Source organism: Aminobacter sp. MDW-2 (assembly GCF_014250155.1).
GTDB classification, from domain to species: domain Bacteria; phylum Pseudomonadota; class Alphaproteobacteria; order Rhizobiales; family Rhizobiaceae; genus Aminobacter; species Aminobacter ciceronei.
This window is the reverse complement of sequence record NZ_CP060197.1, coordinates 2,808,521-2,822,598: the sequence shown is the minus strand read 5'-3', so window position 1 is coordinate 2,822,598 and position 14,078 is coordinate 2,808,521. Positions and strand designations below refer to the sequence as shown.

The 14,078-nt window shown below is 63.4% G+C and carries 14 protein-coding genes; 11 read left to right on the top strand and 3 right to left on the bottom strand.

The window, feature by feature from the left end; all coding sequences use genetic code 11:
• Positions 1 to 40 precede the first annotated feature (40 nt).
• The 8 genes from H5P29_RS13905 to H5P29_RS13870 all read left to right on the top strand — a co-directional run bounded on the left by H5P29_RS13905 (position 41) and on the right by H5P29_RS13870 (position 6,728).
• Positions 41 to 973 (top strand): LysR family transcriptional regulator, encoded by a 933-nt coding sequence (locus tag H5P29_RS13905; RefSeq protein WP_154384943.1) that lies wholly within the window; start codon positions 41 to 43, stop codon positions 971 to 973.
• A gap of 158 nt (positions 974 to 1,131) precedes the next feature.
• Entirely contained in the window at positions 1,132 to 2,067 is a 936-nt protein-coding gene (locus tag H5P29_RS13900) for an amino acid ABC transporter permease (RefSeq protein WP_371818645.1), read from the top strand.
• Positions 2,064 to 2,828, top strand: a complete 765-nt coding sequence (locus tag H5P29_RS13895; protein ID WP_067959998.1) for an amino acid ABC transporter ATP-binding protein — start codon at positions 2,064 to 2,066, stop codon at positions 2,826 to 2,828. Before H5P29_RS13900 ends, H5P29_RS13895 begins: the two co-directional genes overlap by 4 nt.
• Before the next feature lie 41 nt (positions 2,829 to 2,869).
• Positions 2,870 to 3,718: an ABC transporter substrate-binding protein gene (locus H5P29_RS13890; RefSeq protein WP_246670752.1), complete on the top strand. Its 849-nt coding sequence runs from the start codon at positions 2,870 to 2,872 to the stop codon at positions 3,716 to 3,718.
• Positions 3,719 to 3,740: 22 nt separating this feature from the next.
• Complete coding sequence (locus H5P29_RS13885) at positions 3,741 to 4,523, top strand: GntR family transcriptional regulator (RefSeq protein ID WP_154384940.1); 783 nt, start codon at positions 3,741 to 3,743, stop codon at positions 4,521 to 4,523.
• A 23-nt stretch (positions 4,524 to 4,546) separates the two neighbouring features.
• On the top strand, positions 4,547 to 5,287 hold the full coding sequence (locus H5P29_RS13880) for a BtpA/SgcQ family protein (RefSeq protein WP_154384939.1): 741 nt from the start codon (positions 4,547 to 4,549) through the stop codon (positions 5,285 to 5,287).
• Positions 5,284 to 5,796 (top strand): ureidoglycolate lyase, encoded by a 513-nt coding sequence (locus H5P29_RS13875; RefSeq protein ID WP_067959984.1) that lies wholly within the window; start codon positions 5,284 to 5,286, stop codon positions 5,794 to 5,796. The genes H5P29_RS13880 and H5P29_RS13875 overlap by 4 nt, the downstream gene beginning before the upstream one ends.
• A complete protein-coding gene (locus tag H5P29_RS13870; protein WP_067959980.1) occupies positions 5,793 to 6,728 on the top strand; it encodes a carbohydrate kinase family protein in 936 nt (311 codons plus the stop codon). Before H5P29_RS13875 ends, H5P29_RS13870 begins: the two co-directional genes overlap by 4 nt.
• 134 nt (positions 6,729 to 6,862) lie before the next feature.
• On the opposite strand, the gene H5P29_RS13865 is transcribed toward H5P29_RS13870, so the two are convergent.
• Entirely contained in the window at positions 6,863 to 7,906 is a 1,044-nt protein-coding gene (locus H5P29_RS13865; protein ID WP_154384938.1) for a GlxA family transcriptional regulator, read from the bottom strand.
• A gap of 151 nt (positions 7,907 to 8,057) precedes the next feature.
• On the bottom strand, positions 8,058 to 9,671 hold the full coding sequence (locus H5P29_RS13860) for an APC family permease (RefSeq protein WP_067959977.1): 1,614 nt from the start codon (positions 9,669 to 9,671) through the stop codon (positions 8,058 to 8,060).
• A 446-nt stretch (positions 9,672 to 10,117) separates the two neighbouring features.
• Here H5P29_RS13860 and H5P29_RS13855 point away from each other — a divergent pair, with 446 nt between their 5' ends.
• From H5P29_RS13855 to betI, 3 genes are all read left to right on the top strand, one after another.
• On the top strand, positions 10,118 to 11,029 hold the full coding sequence (locus H5P29_RS13855) for a methylenetetrahydrofolate reductase (RefSeq protein ID WP_067959974.1): 912 nt from the start codon (positions 10,118 to 10,120) through the stop codon (positions 11,027 to 11,029).
• A gap of 59 nt (positions 11,030 to 11,088) precedes the next feature.
• Positions 11,089 to 12,279 carry an aminomethyltransferase family protein gene (locus H5P29_RS13850; RefSeq protein WP_067959970.1) on the top strand — a complete coding sequence of 397 codons (1,191 nt, stop codon included), beginning with the start codon at positions 11,089 to 11,091 and terminating at the stop codon, positions 12,277 to 12,279.
• Between the two features lie 315 nt (positions 12,280 to 12,594).
• Entirely contained in the window at positions 12,595 to 13,221 is a 627-nt protein-coding gene (gene betI / locus H5P29_RS13845) for a transcriptional regulator BetI (RefSeq protein WP_083948535.1), read from the top strand.
• Between the two features lie 174 nt (positions 13,222 to 13,395).
• Here the strand turns inward: betI and H5P29_RS13840 are convergent, their stop codons facing one another.
• Positions 13,396 to 14,034: a DUF2848 family protein gene (locus H5P29_RS13840; protein ID WP_185910368.1), complete on the bottom strand. Its 639-nt coding sequence runs from the start codon at positions 14,032 to 14,034 to the stop codon at positions 13,396 to 13,398.
• Between the last annotated feature and the right edge of the window lie 44 nt (positions 14,035 to 14,078).

Here is a 14,078-nt window from a genome sequence, read left to right as displayed (position 1 = left end):
GTATCTATGATTGGATGTTTACTTGTGCATTAATCAATGAATGATCAACAAGGTCCGCCATCGCGTCCTCAACCTCTCGCTTGGCGATGCGGAACTCAGGCTGCTGCGCGTCTTCGCCTCCGTCGTGCAGCACGGCGGCTTTTCCGCAGCGCAATCGGCGCTAGGCATGACCCAGGCGACGATCTCCACCCACATGCGCCACCTCGAGGAACGGCTGGGCTTGCGCCTGTGCAGCCGCGGGCGCGGCGGCTTCGAGCTCACCGACGAGGGGCGGCTCGTTTATGACGCAGCGCTCGAGCTCTTTGGGTCGCTCGAAAAGTTCCAGAGCCGCATCGGCGAGGCGCAGGGGGAGCTGACGGGCAATCTCAGCTTCGGCACCGTCGATGCCATGATCACCAACCGCGACCTCGACCTGCACGGAGCATTGGCCGCCTTTCACCGCGCCGCGCCGCGCGTTCATCTGGAAATCGACGTCGCCGCACCCCAGGTGCTGCACCAGGGCCTGTTGAACGGCGCCTATCAGATCGTCCTGATGCCGTCGGTCGGTAGTGTCACGCCGCATTTCCGCACCCAGGCAGCCTTCTCCGAGGTCCAGAAGCTCTACTGTGCCGAGGGCCACGCGCTCTTTGCCGTCCCCGACGCCGACCTCACCGACGACCGCCTCGCCGCCCAACCCTTCGCCGGCCGCACCTACATGCTCAACGAGACGATCTGCGGGGTGAGCTTCACCTGGGCAGCAGCGACGCCTCATATGGAAGGCACCCTGCTGCTGCTGCTCTCTGGTGCCTATATCGGCTTCCTGCCCGACCACTATGCCGACGAATGGGTTCGCACGGGCCGCCTCCGGGTGCTGGCACCCGAGCGCATGGTTTTCGAGGATATGTTCCACATAGCCTATCCCCGCAACAAACCTTCGCGCGCGGCCGAAACCCTGGCGCAGACCATCACGGAATCGGTGCGCAAGCCGCATTGACATCAATCCGGGTCCCACCTGTCGGCATACCGCCCTGCCCTTCGACGACTGCGCCTTCGTCGCTCTGATGGCCCTAACTGAACGCGGCTTGACTCCATTCGAAGCGCCTCATATTAAGTTGTAGGCCTAACCCTACAATTGGGTGCTCAACTCTACCATTGGATGCCATGTCCCAGTCGCTTCCACCTTCAACCGCTGCATTGCCGCTGGCCGATCTGCCGGCGCGCGACGTCGCCGTTCGCCACCTCCATCATCCCGGCCGCTGGATAAGCGGTGGCGTCGTGCTTCTGCTGCTCGCCGTCATCGGCCGTGCCTTTGCCGTCGGGCAGATCCAATGGCCGGTGGTCGGAGAGTTCCTGACGGCAGGCGTCATCGTGACCGGCTTCGGCTGGACTCTGCTGATCTCCGCCGTCGCATTGGCGCTCGGCGTAGCGCTCGGCTTCGCCTTCGGCATCATGCGGCTGTCGGCAAATCCGATCCTGCGTTTCGCCGCCTGGCTCTATGTCTGGGTGTTCCGCGGCACGCCGGTGCTGCTGCAGCTGCTCATCTGGTTCAACATCGCGCTGGTCTTCCCGCGCCTCTACATTCCCGGCCTGGTCGACGCGCGCATGGTCGACGTCGTCACGCCCTTCGTCGCTGCCGTGCTCGGCCTCGGCGTCAACGAAGGTTCCTACCTAACCGAAGTGGTGCGCGGCGGCATCGCTTCGGTGGACCGTGGCCAGACCGAAGCCGCCCATACGCTCGGCATGACGCCTGGCCAGACCATGCGTCGCATCATCCTGCCGCAGACGCTGCGGCTGATCCTGCCGGTCCTTGGCAACAGCGCCATCGGCATGCTGAAGTTCTCCTCGCTCGCCGCCACAATCGCCATGGGCGAGATGCTGAACGCTGCACAGCGTATCTACTTCATCAATGGGGCCGTCATCGAGCTGCTGTTCGTCTGCGCCGCCTGGTACCTGGCCGGAACCACAGTCCTCTCCATCGGCCAGTATTACCTTGAACGCCACTTTGGCCGCGATGCCACGGCAGCTGCCGGCCAGCGCAGCTGGTTCAAAGGCTGGACGCGCCGGGCCGTCGCCAGGGGGCAAGCATGAGTCTCGCGGTCAAGGCGGTCGGAATCCGCAAGAGTTTCGGCGAACACGAGGTCCTCAAGGGCCTCGACCTGGAAGTCGCCTATGGCGAAGTGCTCTGCATCCTCGGCCCTTCCGGCAGCGGCAAGAGCACGTTCCTGCGCTGCATCAATCATCTCGAGACACCCAATGGCGGCTATGTCTGGGTCGACGGCGCCATCATGGGCTACCGTTACGCCAATGGCGCGCTGCAGGAACTGCCGGTCAAGCACCTGCGCGCCCAGCAAAGCCAGCTCGGCATGGTGTTCCAGCATTTCAACCTGTTCGCCCACCGCACGGTGCTCGGCAATGTCATCGAAGGGCCGATGGTGGTGCGCGGCCTCAAGCGCGCCGAGGCGGAAAGCCGCGCGATGGAGCTTTTGGAGCAGGTCGGCATGGCCGGCAAGGCCTCGGCCTATCCTTCCCAGCTTTCCGGCGGCCAGAAGCAGCGCGTGGCAATAGCCAGGGCGCTCGCCATGGAGCCGCGCGTCATGCTGTTCGACGAGCCGACCAGCGCGCTCGACCCGGAACTGGTCGGTGAAGTGCTGGAGGTGATGCGCACCCTGGCCCGCGGCGGCACCACCATGATCGTCGTCACCCACGAGATCGGCTTTGCCCGCGAGGTCGCCGACCGCGTCGTGGTGATGATCGACGGCGAAATCCGCGAAATGGGGGTGCCGGGCGACGTGCTCAGCAACCCTGCCGATCCACGCGTGCGCTCGTTCCTGAGCCGCGTGCTCGCCTGACCCTTTCAGTCCAACACATGGGAGTACGGACAGTGAAGAAAATGCTACCGATGGTTCTGGGGCTCGCCTCGGCCACGTTTATCAGCCTGGCCGGCGCGGCATACGCCGCCGGCGACGAAAAGCTGGCAGCCGCCCTGCCCGAGGCCGTGCGCTCGGCCGGCAAGCTCAACGTCACGATCAGCCTTGCCTATCCCCCGATGGAATACAGCGATGCCGGCTCGACCGAACTGAAGGGCTTCGACATCGATCTCGCCAAGGCGATTGCCGAACGTCTCGGCCTGACGGCGGAATTCCAGAACGTCGAGTTTCCGCAGCTCATCCCGCAGATCGTCACCGGCCGTTCGGACCTGATCATGACGGCGTTTTCCGACAAGGTCGAACGCCAGACCCAGCTCGACTTCATCGACTACTTCAAGACTGGCAACGTCTTCTATTCGAGCGCCGATCATCAGGGTGAGATCAAGACCGAGACCGACCTTTGCGGCAAGACGGTCGCCGTAGCAACAGGCACGAGCTGGGTCACCTGGGCCGAAGAGCTCGGCAAGTCGATCTGCCCGGCCGACAAGCTGATCACCGTCATCCAGATCCCAACCCAGGCCGAGCACATCATGCAGATCCGCCAGGGTCGCGCCCAGGCATCGGTCATCGGTCTTGAGGGCCTGCTCGACCTGATGAAGCAGGAGCCGGGCAAGTTCTACCAAATCGGCCAGGTCGGCGACGTCAACCACTACGGCATCGCCTTTGCCAAGGCGAACGGGCAATTGCGCGATGCCGTCCTGGCCACGCTCGACGCGCTCAAGGCCGACGGAACTTATGCACAGATCCTCGACCGTCACGGCTTGAAAGAGGCCGGCGTGGAAGCGTTCAAGATAAACGGATCCACCAAGTAACGGGACCGCACCGGAGCCGCCCTTGACCCAACCTTCCGCACCAGATGCCTCCGTGACTGGGGAGCGCCCCGATGACAGGCTGTCGCGCTTTCGCCTCGATCCCTATTCGAGCGAACAGCTCTACCGGCAGCTCTACAGGGCGTTGCGCGCCGCCATATTGAGCGGCGATTTCTCCGAAGGAGAAGCCATTCCTTCGGAGAACCAGATGCGCGACCAGTTCGGCATCGCCCGGACGACAGTGCGCAATGCGATGGCGCTTCTGGTGTCGGAAGGACTGGTGCAACAGGTGCGAGGCCGGGGCACGATCGTCTCGCACCGCCCGATCAGCCACAACATCTGGAATTTCGGCAGCTTCACGGAACTGGCACGCCGGCAAGGCCTGCGACCGGTGACGAAGATGCTGGAGCATCGGGTGGACAACGGCGAGCTCCGTCTGGTGCGCGCCCGCGGCCTTGCCAATGGCGAGACGATCAACTGGCTGAACGTCGACACGTCCCAGCTCGACCTGGCGCTTTATCCCGGCATCGAGGCCTACGATTTCGCGGCGCAATCGCTCTACGAGGTTTTGCGCCGCGACTATGACCGCCATCCATTGCGCTCGGAACTGCTGCTCACCGTCGTGCCGCCGTCCGATCAGCTGCGGACGGTTTTCGGCCCGGCACCTGCGGTGCCTGGCTACCTTTGCGCCAGCGGAGACGTGCTCGATGCCGACGACCGATTGGTCGAGCGCACGTCGATCGTCTACTCGCCGGCTGTCCAGATGAAGTTCGCTACCCGCTGGGGACGCGATACCGCGCCTGCCTGAGGGCGGCGCGCAGGAGAAGAAGCATGAGCCGCCTCAGTCAGACATTCACCACCGTAAAGCCGATCCTCGGCATGCTGCACCTTGCCGGTGACGGCGCTGCTGCAAAACTTGTCCAGGCCGAGGAAGAAGCGCGCATCATGGCGGGCGAAGGCGTCGACGGGCTGGTGGTGGAGAACTATTTCGGCGAAGCCGATGACGTCGAGCGTGTGCTCGATCGCCTGTGCGGCCTCGACCTTGGCGCGAAGATCGGCGTCAATGTGCTGCGCGACGATGCGCGTGCCTTTGCGCTGGCCAGGCGCTACCCGGTCGCGTTCATCCAGGTCGACTCCGTCGCCGGCCACTTGCCGCCGGAAGCCGACGGCCACTTCGCCACGGGCCTCGCAGAAAGACGGGCAAGCGTTCCCGCGCTGCTGCTCGGCGGCGTGCGCTTCAAATACCAGCCCGTCCTTTCCGGCCGTCCGGAGGAAGTCGACGTGCGCATCGGCGCATCTCGCTGCGACGGTCTGGTCGTAACATCCGATGCAACCGGTCAGCCGACCGACATGGACAAGGTGGCGCGTTTCCGCGCCGCCACAGGCGGCACCGTACCGCTTCTGATCGGCGCCGGCCTGACCGAGGCGAATGCTGCCGAGCAGCTCGCCTCGGCCGATGGCGCAGTGGTCGGCAGCTGGTTCAAACATGACCACAAGGACACCGGCCGCGTCGAGGCACCGCATGTCGCCCGCCTGATGCGCGCCGTCCGTTCGCTCAGGAGCGCTGCATGAGCGTGCCGGACGCAATCGTCGCCCAGCCGGTGACGCCGGAAAATTTTGCCCCCTACGGCAGGGTCTATGATCTCATGGGCGACGCAGATGCCGCCGTGATCTGGACCGCCGGCGACGGCTGGAACGACGGGTTCACCCGCACGCCGTTGATCGCGGGTGCCGGTCATCTCGGCATCACCCGCGGCGGCGGAGCGCCATGGTCATGTGCGGCGATGGAACGGCATCCCGGAACGGAGGAAGCGATCTTCTGCGCCGCCGAGCCGGTCATTCTCGCCGTGGCCCCGGCGTCAGAGGCGAGCGCACCGCACCGCGACGACATCAAGGCCTTCGTGATCGCCCCGGGCCAGGCAGTGGTGATGCACCGCAATGTCTGGCACGACGCCTGCCGGGGTCTTTCTGGCCCGGCGCCCTATTACTGGATGGCGGTCTGCGGCCTCGGCGAAAGCCCATGGGTGCCGGTCGAAGGCGGGCCGCGCCAGATACAGGCTGCGCAAGGACAGCGCGGATGACCACTTTCTTTGTCGGCGACGTCGCACTCGACGAATATTACACCGCAGATCGCTGGCCGGGACGAGCCGACAAGGGCATGGTCACGGAACTGCCGGCCGAGATCGGCGGCTCCATCGCCAACGCCGCGGTCATGCACGCCGCGCTCGGCGGCGACACCCAGTTCATTTCACTGCTCAATGACAGTGCGCTGTCGCGCCGGCTGATCGACGACCTCAGGCAAAATGGCGTCGGCGTCGACCATATGCTGATCGATCCGGCCATTGCGGAGTCGCGCAACCTGATCTTCCTGATCGACGGCGAGCATGTCGTGCTTACAGTTGAGATGGGCGAGCAGCCGATGTGGCTGGCGCCTGAGACATTGGCAGCCTTGCGCCAACCGGGATTGCTCTACACGACGCTCTATCGCGTCCGCCGGCTTCACGCCCAGACGGAACAGGGACGGCTCAGTCAGGCAGACCTCGTCGCTGATCTGCAGCGCCACGGTCGCCGCGCCATCTTCGACCTCGACGTCGGCGGCTGCACGCCTGAAGACATGCCCTACCTTGCAGGGGCAGCGGTCGTCATCTTCAACCAGGTCGGCTTCCGCGCCGCCTTCGGCCATGACGACATCTCCCGCATCGTCGACTGGATGCACGATCACCAGATCGGCTGGGTTGTGCGCACGCTGGCCGCTGACGGCGCCGAAGCATCTGACGGCCAAACGCGCCTGCAGGCAGCCGGCTACCCTGTCCAAGTGGTCGATGTGACCGGCGCCGGCGATACGTTTGGCGGCGCGCTGACCTGGTGCCTGACGCAGGGCCGGCCCTTCGCCGATGCCCTGGATTTCTCCATCGCCGCCGCCTCCCGCTCGGTCACCATCCACGGCCCGCGCGGCGGCAAGGCCGACGCGGTCGCTGTGCAGACATGGCGCGCGGAAAACCGTCGGCCCTAGCAATGCGAACGCAAAAGACGCCTCCATGGTGTGACGCTTTCGGGGCCGCTTGCTGTTGTCCGGATTGCGGCGACCGACCGTGACAGATGCCGTTTGACGACGACCTGTAGCCTTCAAAGGGAGAGCAACGAACGTCAGGCGCGGTCCAGCATTCGCAATTCGCTCGGAAGCATGCCGAAATGATCGCGAAATGTTTTGGAGAAATGCGAGGACGAGACGAAGCCGCAGGCCACCGCCACGTCCATGATCTGCATATCGGTCAGCTCGATGAGCTGGCGCGCCTTGGTCAGCCGCAGCGCGACATAGTGCTGAAAGGGCGTACGCGCCAGATGGCGCTCGAACAGCCTTTCGATCTGCCGCCGCGAGATCGCGACACTGCGCGAGATTTCCTCGAGCGACAGCGGATCCTCCAGAGTGGCCTCCATGAGCTTGATGATCGGCAATAGCCGCTTTCCGGCAGCGTTGTAGCGCAGGCCCGGCGGCACTGCCTGGCAACTGGCACCATCGCGCCAGCGATCAGCCGCAACATGCTGGCAAATCCGGGCGGCGAGGCTGCCCCCGTCCCGCTTGTGGACCAGATCCATTGCCAGATCGAAAGCGGCAAACTCGCCTGCACAGGTGACGATCTGTCCGTCGCGAACAAACAGCGCATCCTCGACGGCCAACTCCTCGAACCTCTCGGCAAGAGCGGCCATTCGTCCCCAGTGGATGGTGCAACGCGCATCGCGCAACACAGCTGCCTCGGCAAGCAGCCAGGTCGCCGTGCCGAGCGCGTAGATCGGCACCTTGGCCCGCACCATCCGGCGCAGGCTGCGGCGCAATTCGGCACCGCCATGCCTCTCGACATTCTCGCCCGCACACAGGACCAGGCTAACATTCGGAAGGATGCCCTTTGCCGCGTCCAGACTTCCGCTTACCCCCACCGTCAGGCCGCTGGCGCAGCCAACGGGGTTGCCGTCCAAGCTTATAAGCTTCCAAGCGAACATGGTGGAACGCGTCAGTGAATTGGCCAATCGAAGGGGCTCGATCAGCGCCGCAAGGCAGAGCTGGGAGAAGCCTGGCAACACCAGCACAAGGAACTCCGTCACAGAGCTCGGACCAGGCAGGAGGGCCGTGCCATCGGCGTCCGGCAGCGACACCACCGCGGAAAAGGCCGCCTGCCAGTTCGGCGCATTCATGCATCTCTCCTGATGTTTGATCGGACGCTTTGCCCATTCCGGCCCGCCCTCCCGGCGCACGGCTGGGGCCAGCGCCGATCGGCGCGGTCATGTCCGGCCGCGCCAACTCGCGGGCGAAAGCGATACAGACGCCTTCGGCCAGAGGAAACGGCTAGAGGGTGGCCAGCCAGTGGGAGATTGCGACGACGGCAACACCACCGGCGAGCGCCAGATACGGCAGCATCCCCGCCTTGGTGTCGCCCCCTTCCTCGTGCCCGAGATGCATGTCTTCCTTCATTGCAGCGGGGAAATGCCCCTTGTCCTGTACGTAATGGCGGAAAACGAAGACGGGCAGGATGAGCGAGGCGAAGAACAGGCCGGTCACCAGCGTTCCCTCGCCCCAGATGTCGGCGCCCATGCCGAGGAAGACGAGGTTGACATAACCCAGGAAGGTGCCTGCCGCGAGCAGCCAGTTCGGCGCCCGGAACGGGCGTGCCCAGCTCTTGCGGTCGATGCGATGGATCCACCCGGCATTCAGGTTCATGAAGATGAAAATGATGTAGCCGACGTTGGAGGCCGCCAGGATGAAAACGATGTCCGACAGCAAGAGCAGTATCAGGTTGAAGCCGAGATCTGTCCACATGGCACGGGTCGGCGCACCGTGCTCGTTGACGTGATCGAGGTAGCGCGGCAGCCACCCGTCGGCAGCGCCCTGATAGAGGGTGCGCGAGGAGCCCGCCATGGCGGTCATGATCGACAGCAACAGGGTGCAGACGAGCATCGCAACGATGCCGTTGGTCATGACGCCGCCGGCATGTACCATCGCGGCCATCGCCTTGGCCACGCCCATGCCGCTGTAGATGTCGGGCGCAAGCATGCCGGCGAGGCCGAGTGCTCCCTGGAAGGCAAGCGGCACGAGGATGAAGATGGCGAGGCAAAAAAGGCCTGAATAGAGCAGCGCCTTGAAAGTGTCGGCAGCGGGGTTCTTGAACTCGCGGGTGTAGCAGACCGCCGTCTCGAAACCGTAGGTCGACCACGCCGCCATCAGCATGCTGCCGGCAACGACGACCACGCCTTGCCAGTTCCAGGCGCCGTTGACGGCATTGCCTGCAGCATCATGGGTCAGCGGGACGAACGGGGTGAAGTTTGACGACACCACGTCGCCGGTAAAGAGCGGAACGACGCCGATCAGCACCAGCGGCAACAACGACGATACCGCAAAGATCTTCTGCAGCTTGGCCGTCGACAGGATGCCGCGGTGCTGGATCGCGAAGACGAGCAGCATCAGCACGAGGCCAAGGAGGAAGGTCGAGTTGATGCGCAGGGTCAGGCCGCTGCGCAGCCAGCCCAGATCGAGCAGGGTTATCTGCCAGGTGTTGACCACCGAGTCGGCTGGAAACACCAAACCGAGGATGTATCCGGCGCCGAGGCTGACACCGATCGCCAGGACGGGCGACCAGGCAAACCAGTTGCACCATACCGATATGGGGGCGAGCAGCTTGCTGTAGCGCACCCAGGCGATGGCACCGTAGACGGACGCCCCGCCTGACTTGTGCGGGAATAGGCTGGCAATTTCGCCATAGGTGAAAGCCTGGATGAAGCCCATCACGATCGAGGCGGTCCAGATCGCCACCGAGATATTGCCGGCGGTCGCAGCAATCGGGCCGATCGTGAACAAGACCAGCGCCGGCACGCCACTGGTGACCCAGAAGGCGTCGACCCAGGTCAGGGATCGTATGAGCCTGTGGTCCCGGTTCAAGGGGACCGACATAGGTATGTCTGTCATTGCTTTTCTCCTCCCAGAGCTACGCCGACGTTTTGGCCTGCAGGTGGAAACGCCCCTCCCTCAGGCGTCGGCAGCATTTTATTAGTACCACAATACGATTAAAGCAAGCCAGACTCGACACCCAGGCACTACAACGCCCTCCGATTTACGCAGGTGACGCGCCTCAAGATTTTTTTGCGCATGGCGATGGAACACCTCGGCAGCGACAGTCACTCAGCGAAAATATCGTCTATACTTCTGATATTGCTACATTAATTATGCGCGAGCGGCGCCATGCCCAGCAGAAGCCACCACCGAACCGGACACGGCCCCACCCAAGCTCCACGCACCTCCGCCCAAAATGCAGTCTTGCTATTATCGTATAGCCATACTATTTACGGCGACACATGATCGATCGAAGGCGAAAGTTGCGCAGCTCGACGTCATGGGATTAACGGGAGGAACGAATGAAATTGTCGGTCACGAGAAGTGATCTCGACGAGACCATTGGCGGGCTCGTCGGCAACTTCTCCATAGAAGCTCTACCGAAAGACACGCAGAAGCTGGATGATCTTCGCAATCATCTTCCGGCGGGCACGCGTGTCTATGTCGCCTACACGTCGGGCTCCACCTCGGAGATCGTCGAGGCGGCCGAAAAACTCCGGCATCACGGCATGGAGCCTGTGCCGCATATCCCCGCGCGTCGTTTCTCGAGCCACGACGAACTCAGGGACTTCCTCGGCAAGCTCGCCGCGCGCGCCGCGGTCAAGCAGGTCCTGTTGGTGGGCGGCGACACAACGCGGCCCGAAGGCCCCTACGCCGCCTCGCTGGATGTGCTGAAGACAGGCATGCTCGAAGGCCATGGCATTGAGGCGGTCGGCTTGGCCGGACATCCCGAAGGCCACCCTTCGGTTAGCCGTGACGCGTTGCGCGGCGCCCTGATCGACAAGTGCGATTATGCGACAAAGGCTGGCCTGGAGGTGTCGCTGGTCACGCAGTTCCTCTTCGACACGGACAAGCTATTTGCCTGGCACGCCGATTTTGTCGAGCAGACCGCGCCGGGGATCCCCGTGGACGTCGGCCTGCCCGGCCTCGCCAAGATGACAACCCTCATGCGTTTCGCCAAGGACTGCGGCGTTGGCGCTTCGCTCGGCATGCTCACGCGCCACGCCGGCCGCGCTTTCAAGCTGGCCACATCCTTCTCACCCGAGGCCACGCTCGTCGACCTCGCGGGTGGTGTCCGCGCGGCGGGGCGACCGCTCTTCCGGTCAGTACACTTCTATCCGTTCGGCAGCTTCGAGCGCACCGCCGAATGGCTACGCGGTCTGCAGTCGCAAGGACCGACGCGCAGCAAGAAGCACCTCGCCGAGGCGCTCTGAACACCTCTCTTCACCATCCATTCGCCAGAAAAGTCGTTGTCATCAAAGGAGGAACCATCATGACAGCCAACCTTACCCGTCTCGTTGTCTCGGCCCATGAAGAGCCCGGCTGGGACTACGGCACCATCCGCAGCCCCTATTCTCGCTTCCATGTCGCCAATGGCGCAAAATACACGGTCTACAACAACCGGCTGATGCCGGTGTCGCAGAAGATCGACCGCCTTGACGGTTACTGGGCCCTGCGCACCAAGGCCGGGCTGTTCGACACTGGCGAACGGCCGATCCAGATCAAGGGACCGGACGCCGCCAGCTTCTGCAACCGCGTCTTCACCCGCGACTGCGCCAAGCTGAAGCCGGGCCGTGCCGGCTACGGGCTGCTTTGCTACCCCAATGGCGGCATCCTGTGTGACGGCGTATTGATGCGCCTCGAAGAAGACACCTACTGGTACGTCCAGGCAGACGGCCCTGTCTTCTCGTGGTTCATTGCCCACTCGCAGGACCTTGATGTTGAGATCTCCGATCCCGATTCCTGGGCCACCCAGATCCAGGGCCCTGCCTCGCTCGACATCCTGGCCAAGCTCAGTGACACGGGAGTGCCGGCCGAGTTCAAGTACTTCGCCGTGGCCAGGACGACCATCGGCGGACAGCCGGTGATCCTGTCACGCACCGGCTGGACCAATGAGATGGGCTTCGAAGTCTACACCTTGCCGAACGGCGGCAAGTTCGACGGCGCCGCCATGTGGGAACGTTTCCTTGCCGCCGGCAGGCCGCACGGCATGGAAATCTGCGCGCTCGACAGCATGGACATCCGCCGTATCGAAGGAGGCATCCTCAACAATGGTTCCGACATGGACGAGACCATGACCCCGTTCGAAGCCGGTCTTGGCGCTTTCGTTGATCTCGGCAAGGATGACTTCGTCGGCAAGGCAGCACTTGCCAAGGTGACGAGCTCGAACCGTGTCGTCGGCCTCAAGTGCCCCGGCGGCGAACCGCTTCGTCTTGGCGCGGTCTCGGCGAATGGCAAGAAAGTCGGCTTCGTCACCGCCGGCGCCTGGTCGCCCTATCTCAAGCAGGGTGTGGCGATCGTCCGCCTCGACAACGCCATGGCTGCCGGGACGGCGGTCGAGGTGCTCTGCCGAGACGGCAACAGCCATGTCGCGATCCTCGATGACATGCCGCTGTACGACAAGGAAAAGAAGATCCCGCGCGGGCTCGAACCGAGCATTCCGGTCCAGCACGCCGCGGAGTAGCCACTCGTCGCCTGGCGATACCGGGCCTACCTCGCATCGGACCGCGGACGGCCACGGCTGTTCGCGGTCCTCGTGTTTGTTCGGGCAGTTCAAATCCCGACATGGCAATCGATCTCATCGCCGACACTTTAGGGGCGCGCCGACAAAAGGTTGTCGGCAACACAAGCATCGGGCTGCGGGCACGACTGGAGCGAAGCTCAAAAGCCGATTATTGCCTGATGCGAACGTTGTCAGCACTGTCATCCGAGATCTCGCTGTGGTTTTTGGCGAAGCGGGATACTAGTGTAACGTGACTGCGCATGAGGATTTATTGAAATGCCGAAATTGGGCATGGCGCCCATTCGCCGAAAACAGCTGATCGATGCCACCTTTCTGGTTCTGCATCGCGATGGCATCGATGATCTGACGTTGAAGAAGATCGCGACGGAAGCGGGTGTCGCCACCAGCATCATCACCCACTATTTCGGCACCAAGGAAGCACTGATCGCCGAAACCATGTCGGACCTGGTCGGCAGCTTGCTCCGCGAAGTCCGCGACAGGCGCAAGCAAGCCAAAAGCACGATCGACGAAATCGTGGCGATCGTCGACGGCAACTTCGCGCCCTCTCAGGTGTCTCCCATGGCCGTGTCGGCCTGGCTTTATTTCTGGAGCCGCGTCCCCTACGACCCGGCTTTGAATCGCATGCAGCGCCTTTGCGACTATCAATTGCGCAAGTATCTCGCCAGATCGCTGAAGGACCTGGTTTCGAAAGAAGAAGCCGACGACATTGCCGAGACCATTGTTTGCCTGTCCTACGGGTTTTGGCTGCAATTCGCCCATCGCCAGGGCGAATTCGACGTCGCCCGTGCCCACCGCATGGCACTCCAGGTCATCGAAGCCCGGATCCAGACCGCCTGGCAGAAAAACCTCCACCTCACCGAGCGGACCTCGCTGGTTGGATGAAAGGCCGGGATCTCAGGCGCAGCATGGTTCTTCGCCGCCCGTGATCCGTGGCGCCTCGGCACTCCTCCTCATTTCTGTTGCAGGCCGGTGACCATCGCGATGATCCCGTTCTGTCGGTCCGGCCTGTCTCGCGCCCCTCGCGCGGCAGCGACTTTGCCCGGCCGCACCTCTCACCTAGGCCGGCACCACCACGTCACGTCGAGAGCACGAACCGGAGATGTCGCACAGAACGAATTGCGAGACGATCTCGCGACCCAGCACCGGGTCGCGAAGTTTCATGCAGAAATTTCGCATGTCGGCGCCAGGGGGGCGCAGTGCCGGTATGGTTCCTGAAAAAAGCAGGATGCCGCCGGTGTCGAAACTGGCCTGGCAGCGGGCGCGTTCGAGCAATCTGTCCGGCTCCAGCAGCATGTCAAGGCAACCCTGTTGCAGCAACTCGTCATTGCTCCAGAGCTCCAGCACCAGCCTGTCCCAATGGAGGATCACGTCGTCCACCGGCCACGCCGTGCCGGCGACGATCTTCTGGCACAGGTTCTTGGATTTCTCGCCCCATCCGTGCCGTTCGACCGCCAGGTCGAACTGGTCGTTGCCAACCGTGACATAGCGGCGCCCGTTCCAGGAAAGCAGCACGAACTCGACTTCCGGCCGCGTGTCCAAGCCGACGACATCGACACTCCCCGCCTGTGTCAGAAGGCAGGGCATCGCGCGATAGAATACCGGCAGCTCGGCCGGCACCGGAACGCCCAGGCGGCGCATCTCCAAGATATGAGCCTCGACATCGGCTCGGTTTCGGCCGGCATAGCCGGCAAGCAACAATTGCTCGGCAGCAATCGAAAGCGCGTTCCCCGCCGGCGTCT

Bases quoted from the DNA above. Each gene is read 5' to 3' on its own strand.
- H5P29_RS13890 (WP_246670752.1), top strand. From the start codon at position 2,870: ATGCTACCGATGGTTCTGGGGCTCGCCTCGGCCACGTTTATCAGCCTG.
- H5P29_RS13850 (WP_067959970.1), top strand. From the start codon at position 11,089: ATGACAGCCAACCTTACCCGTCTCGTTGTCTCGGCCCATGAAGAGCCC.
- H5P29_RS13860 (WP_067959977.1), bottom strand. From the start codon at position 9,671: ATGACAGACATACCTATGTCGGTCCCCTTGAACCGGGACCACAGGCTC.
- H5P29_RS13880 (WP_154384939.1), top strand. From the start codon at position 4,547: ATGAGCCGCCTCAGTCAGACATTCACCACCGTAAAGCCGATCCTCGGC.
- H5P29_RS13905 (WP_154384943.1), top strand. From the start codon at position 41: ATGATCAACAAGGTCCGCCATCGCGTCCTCAACCTCTCGCTTGGCGAT.
- H5P29_RS13875 (WP_067959984.1), top strand. From the start codon at position 5,284: ATGAGCGTGCCGGACGCAATCGTCGCCCAGCCGGTGACGCCGGAAAAT.
- H5P29_RS13895 (WP_067959998.1), top strand. From the start codon at position 2,064: ATGAGTCTCGCGGTCAAGGCGGTCGGAATCCGCAAGAGTTTCGGCGAA.
- H5P29_RS13865 (WP_154384938.1), bottom strand. From the start codon at position 7,906: ATGAATGCGCCGAACTGGCAGGCGGCCTTTTCCGCGGTGGTGTCGCTG.
- H5P29_RS13870 (WP_067959980.1), top strand. From the start codon at position 5,793: ATGACCACTTTCTTTGTCGGCGACGTCGCACTCGACGAATATTACACC.
- H5P29_RS13855 (WP_067959974.1), top strand. From the start codon at position 10,118: ATGAAATTGTCGGTCACGAGAAGTGATCTCGACGAGACCATTGGCGGG.
- betI (WP_083948535.1), top strand. From the start codon at position 12,595: ATGCCGAAATTGGGCATGGCGCCCATTCGCCGAAAACAGCTGATCGAT.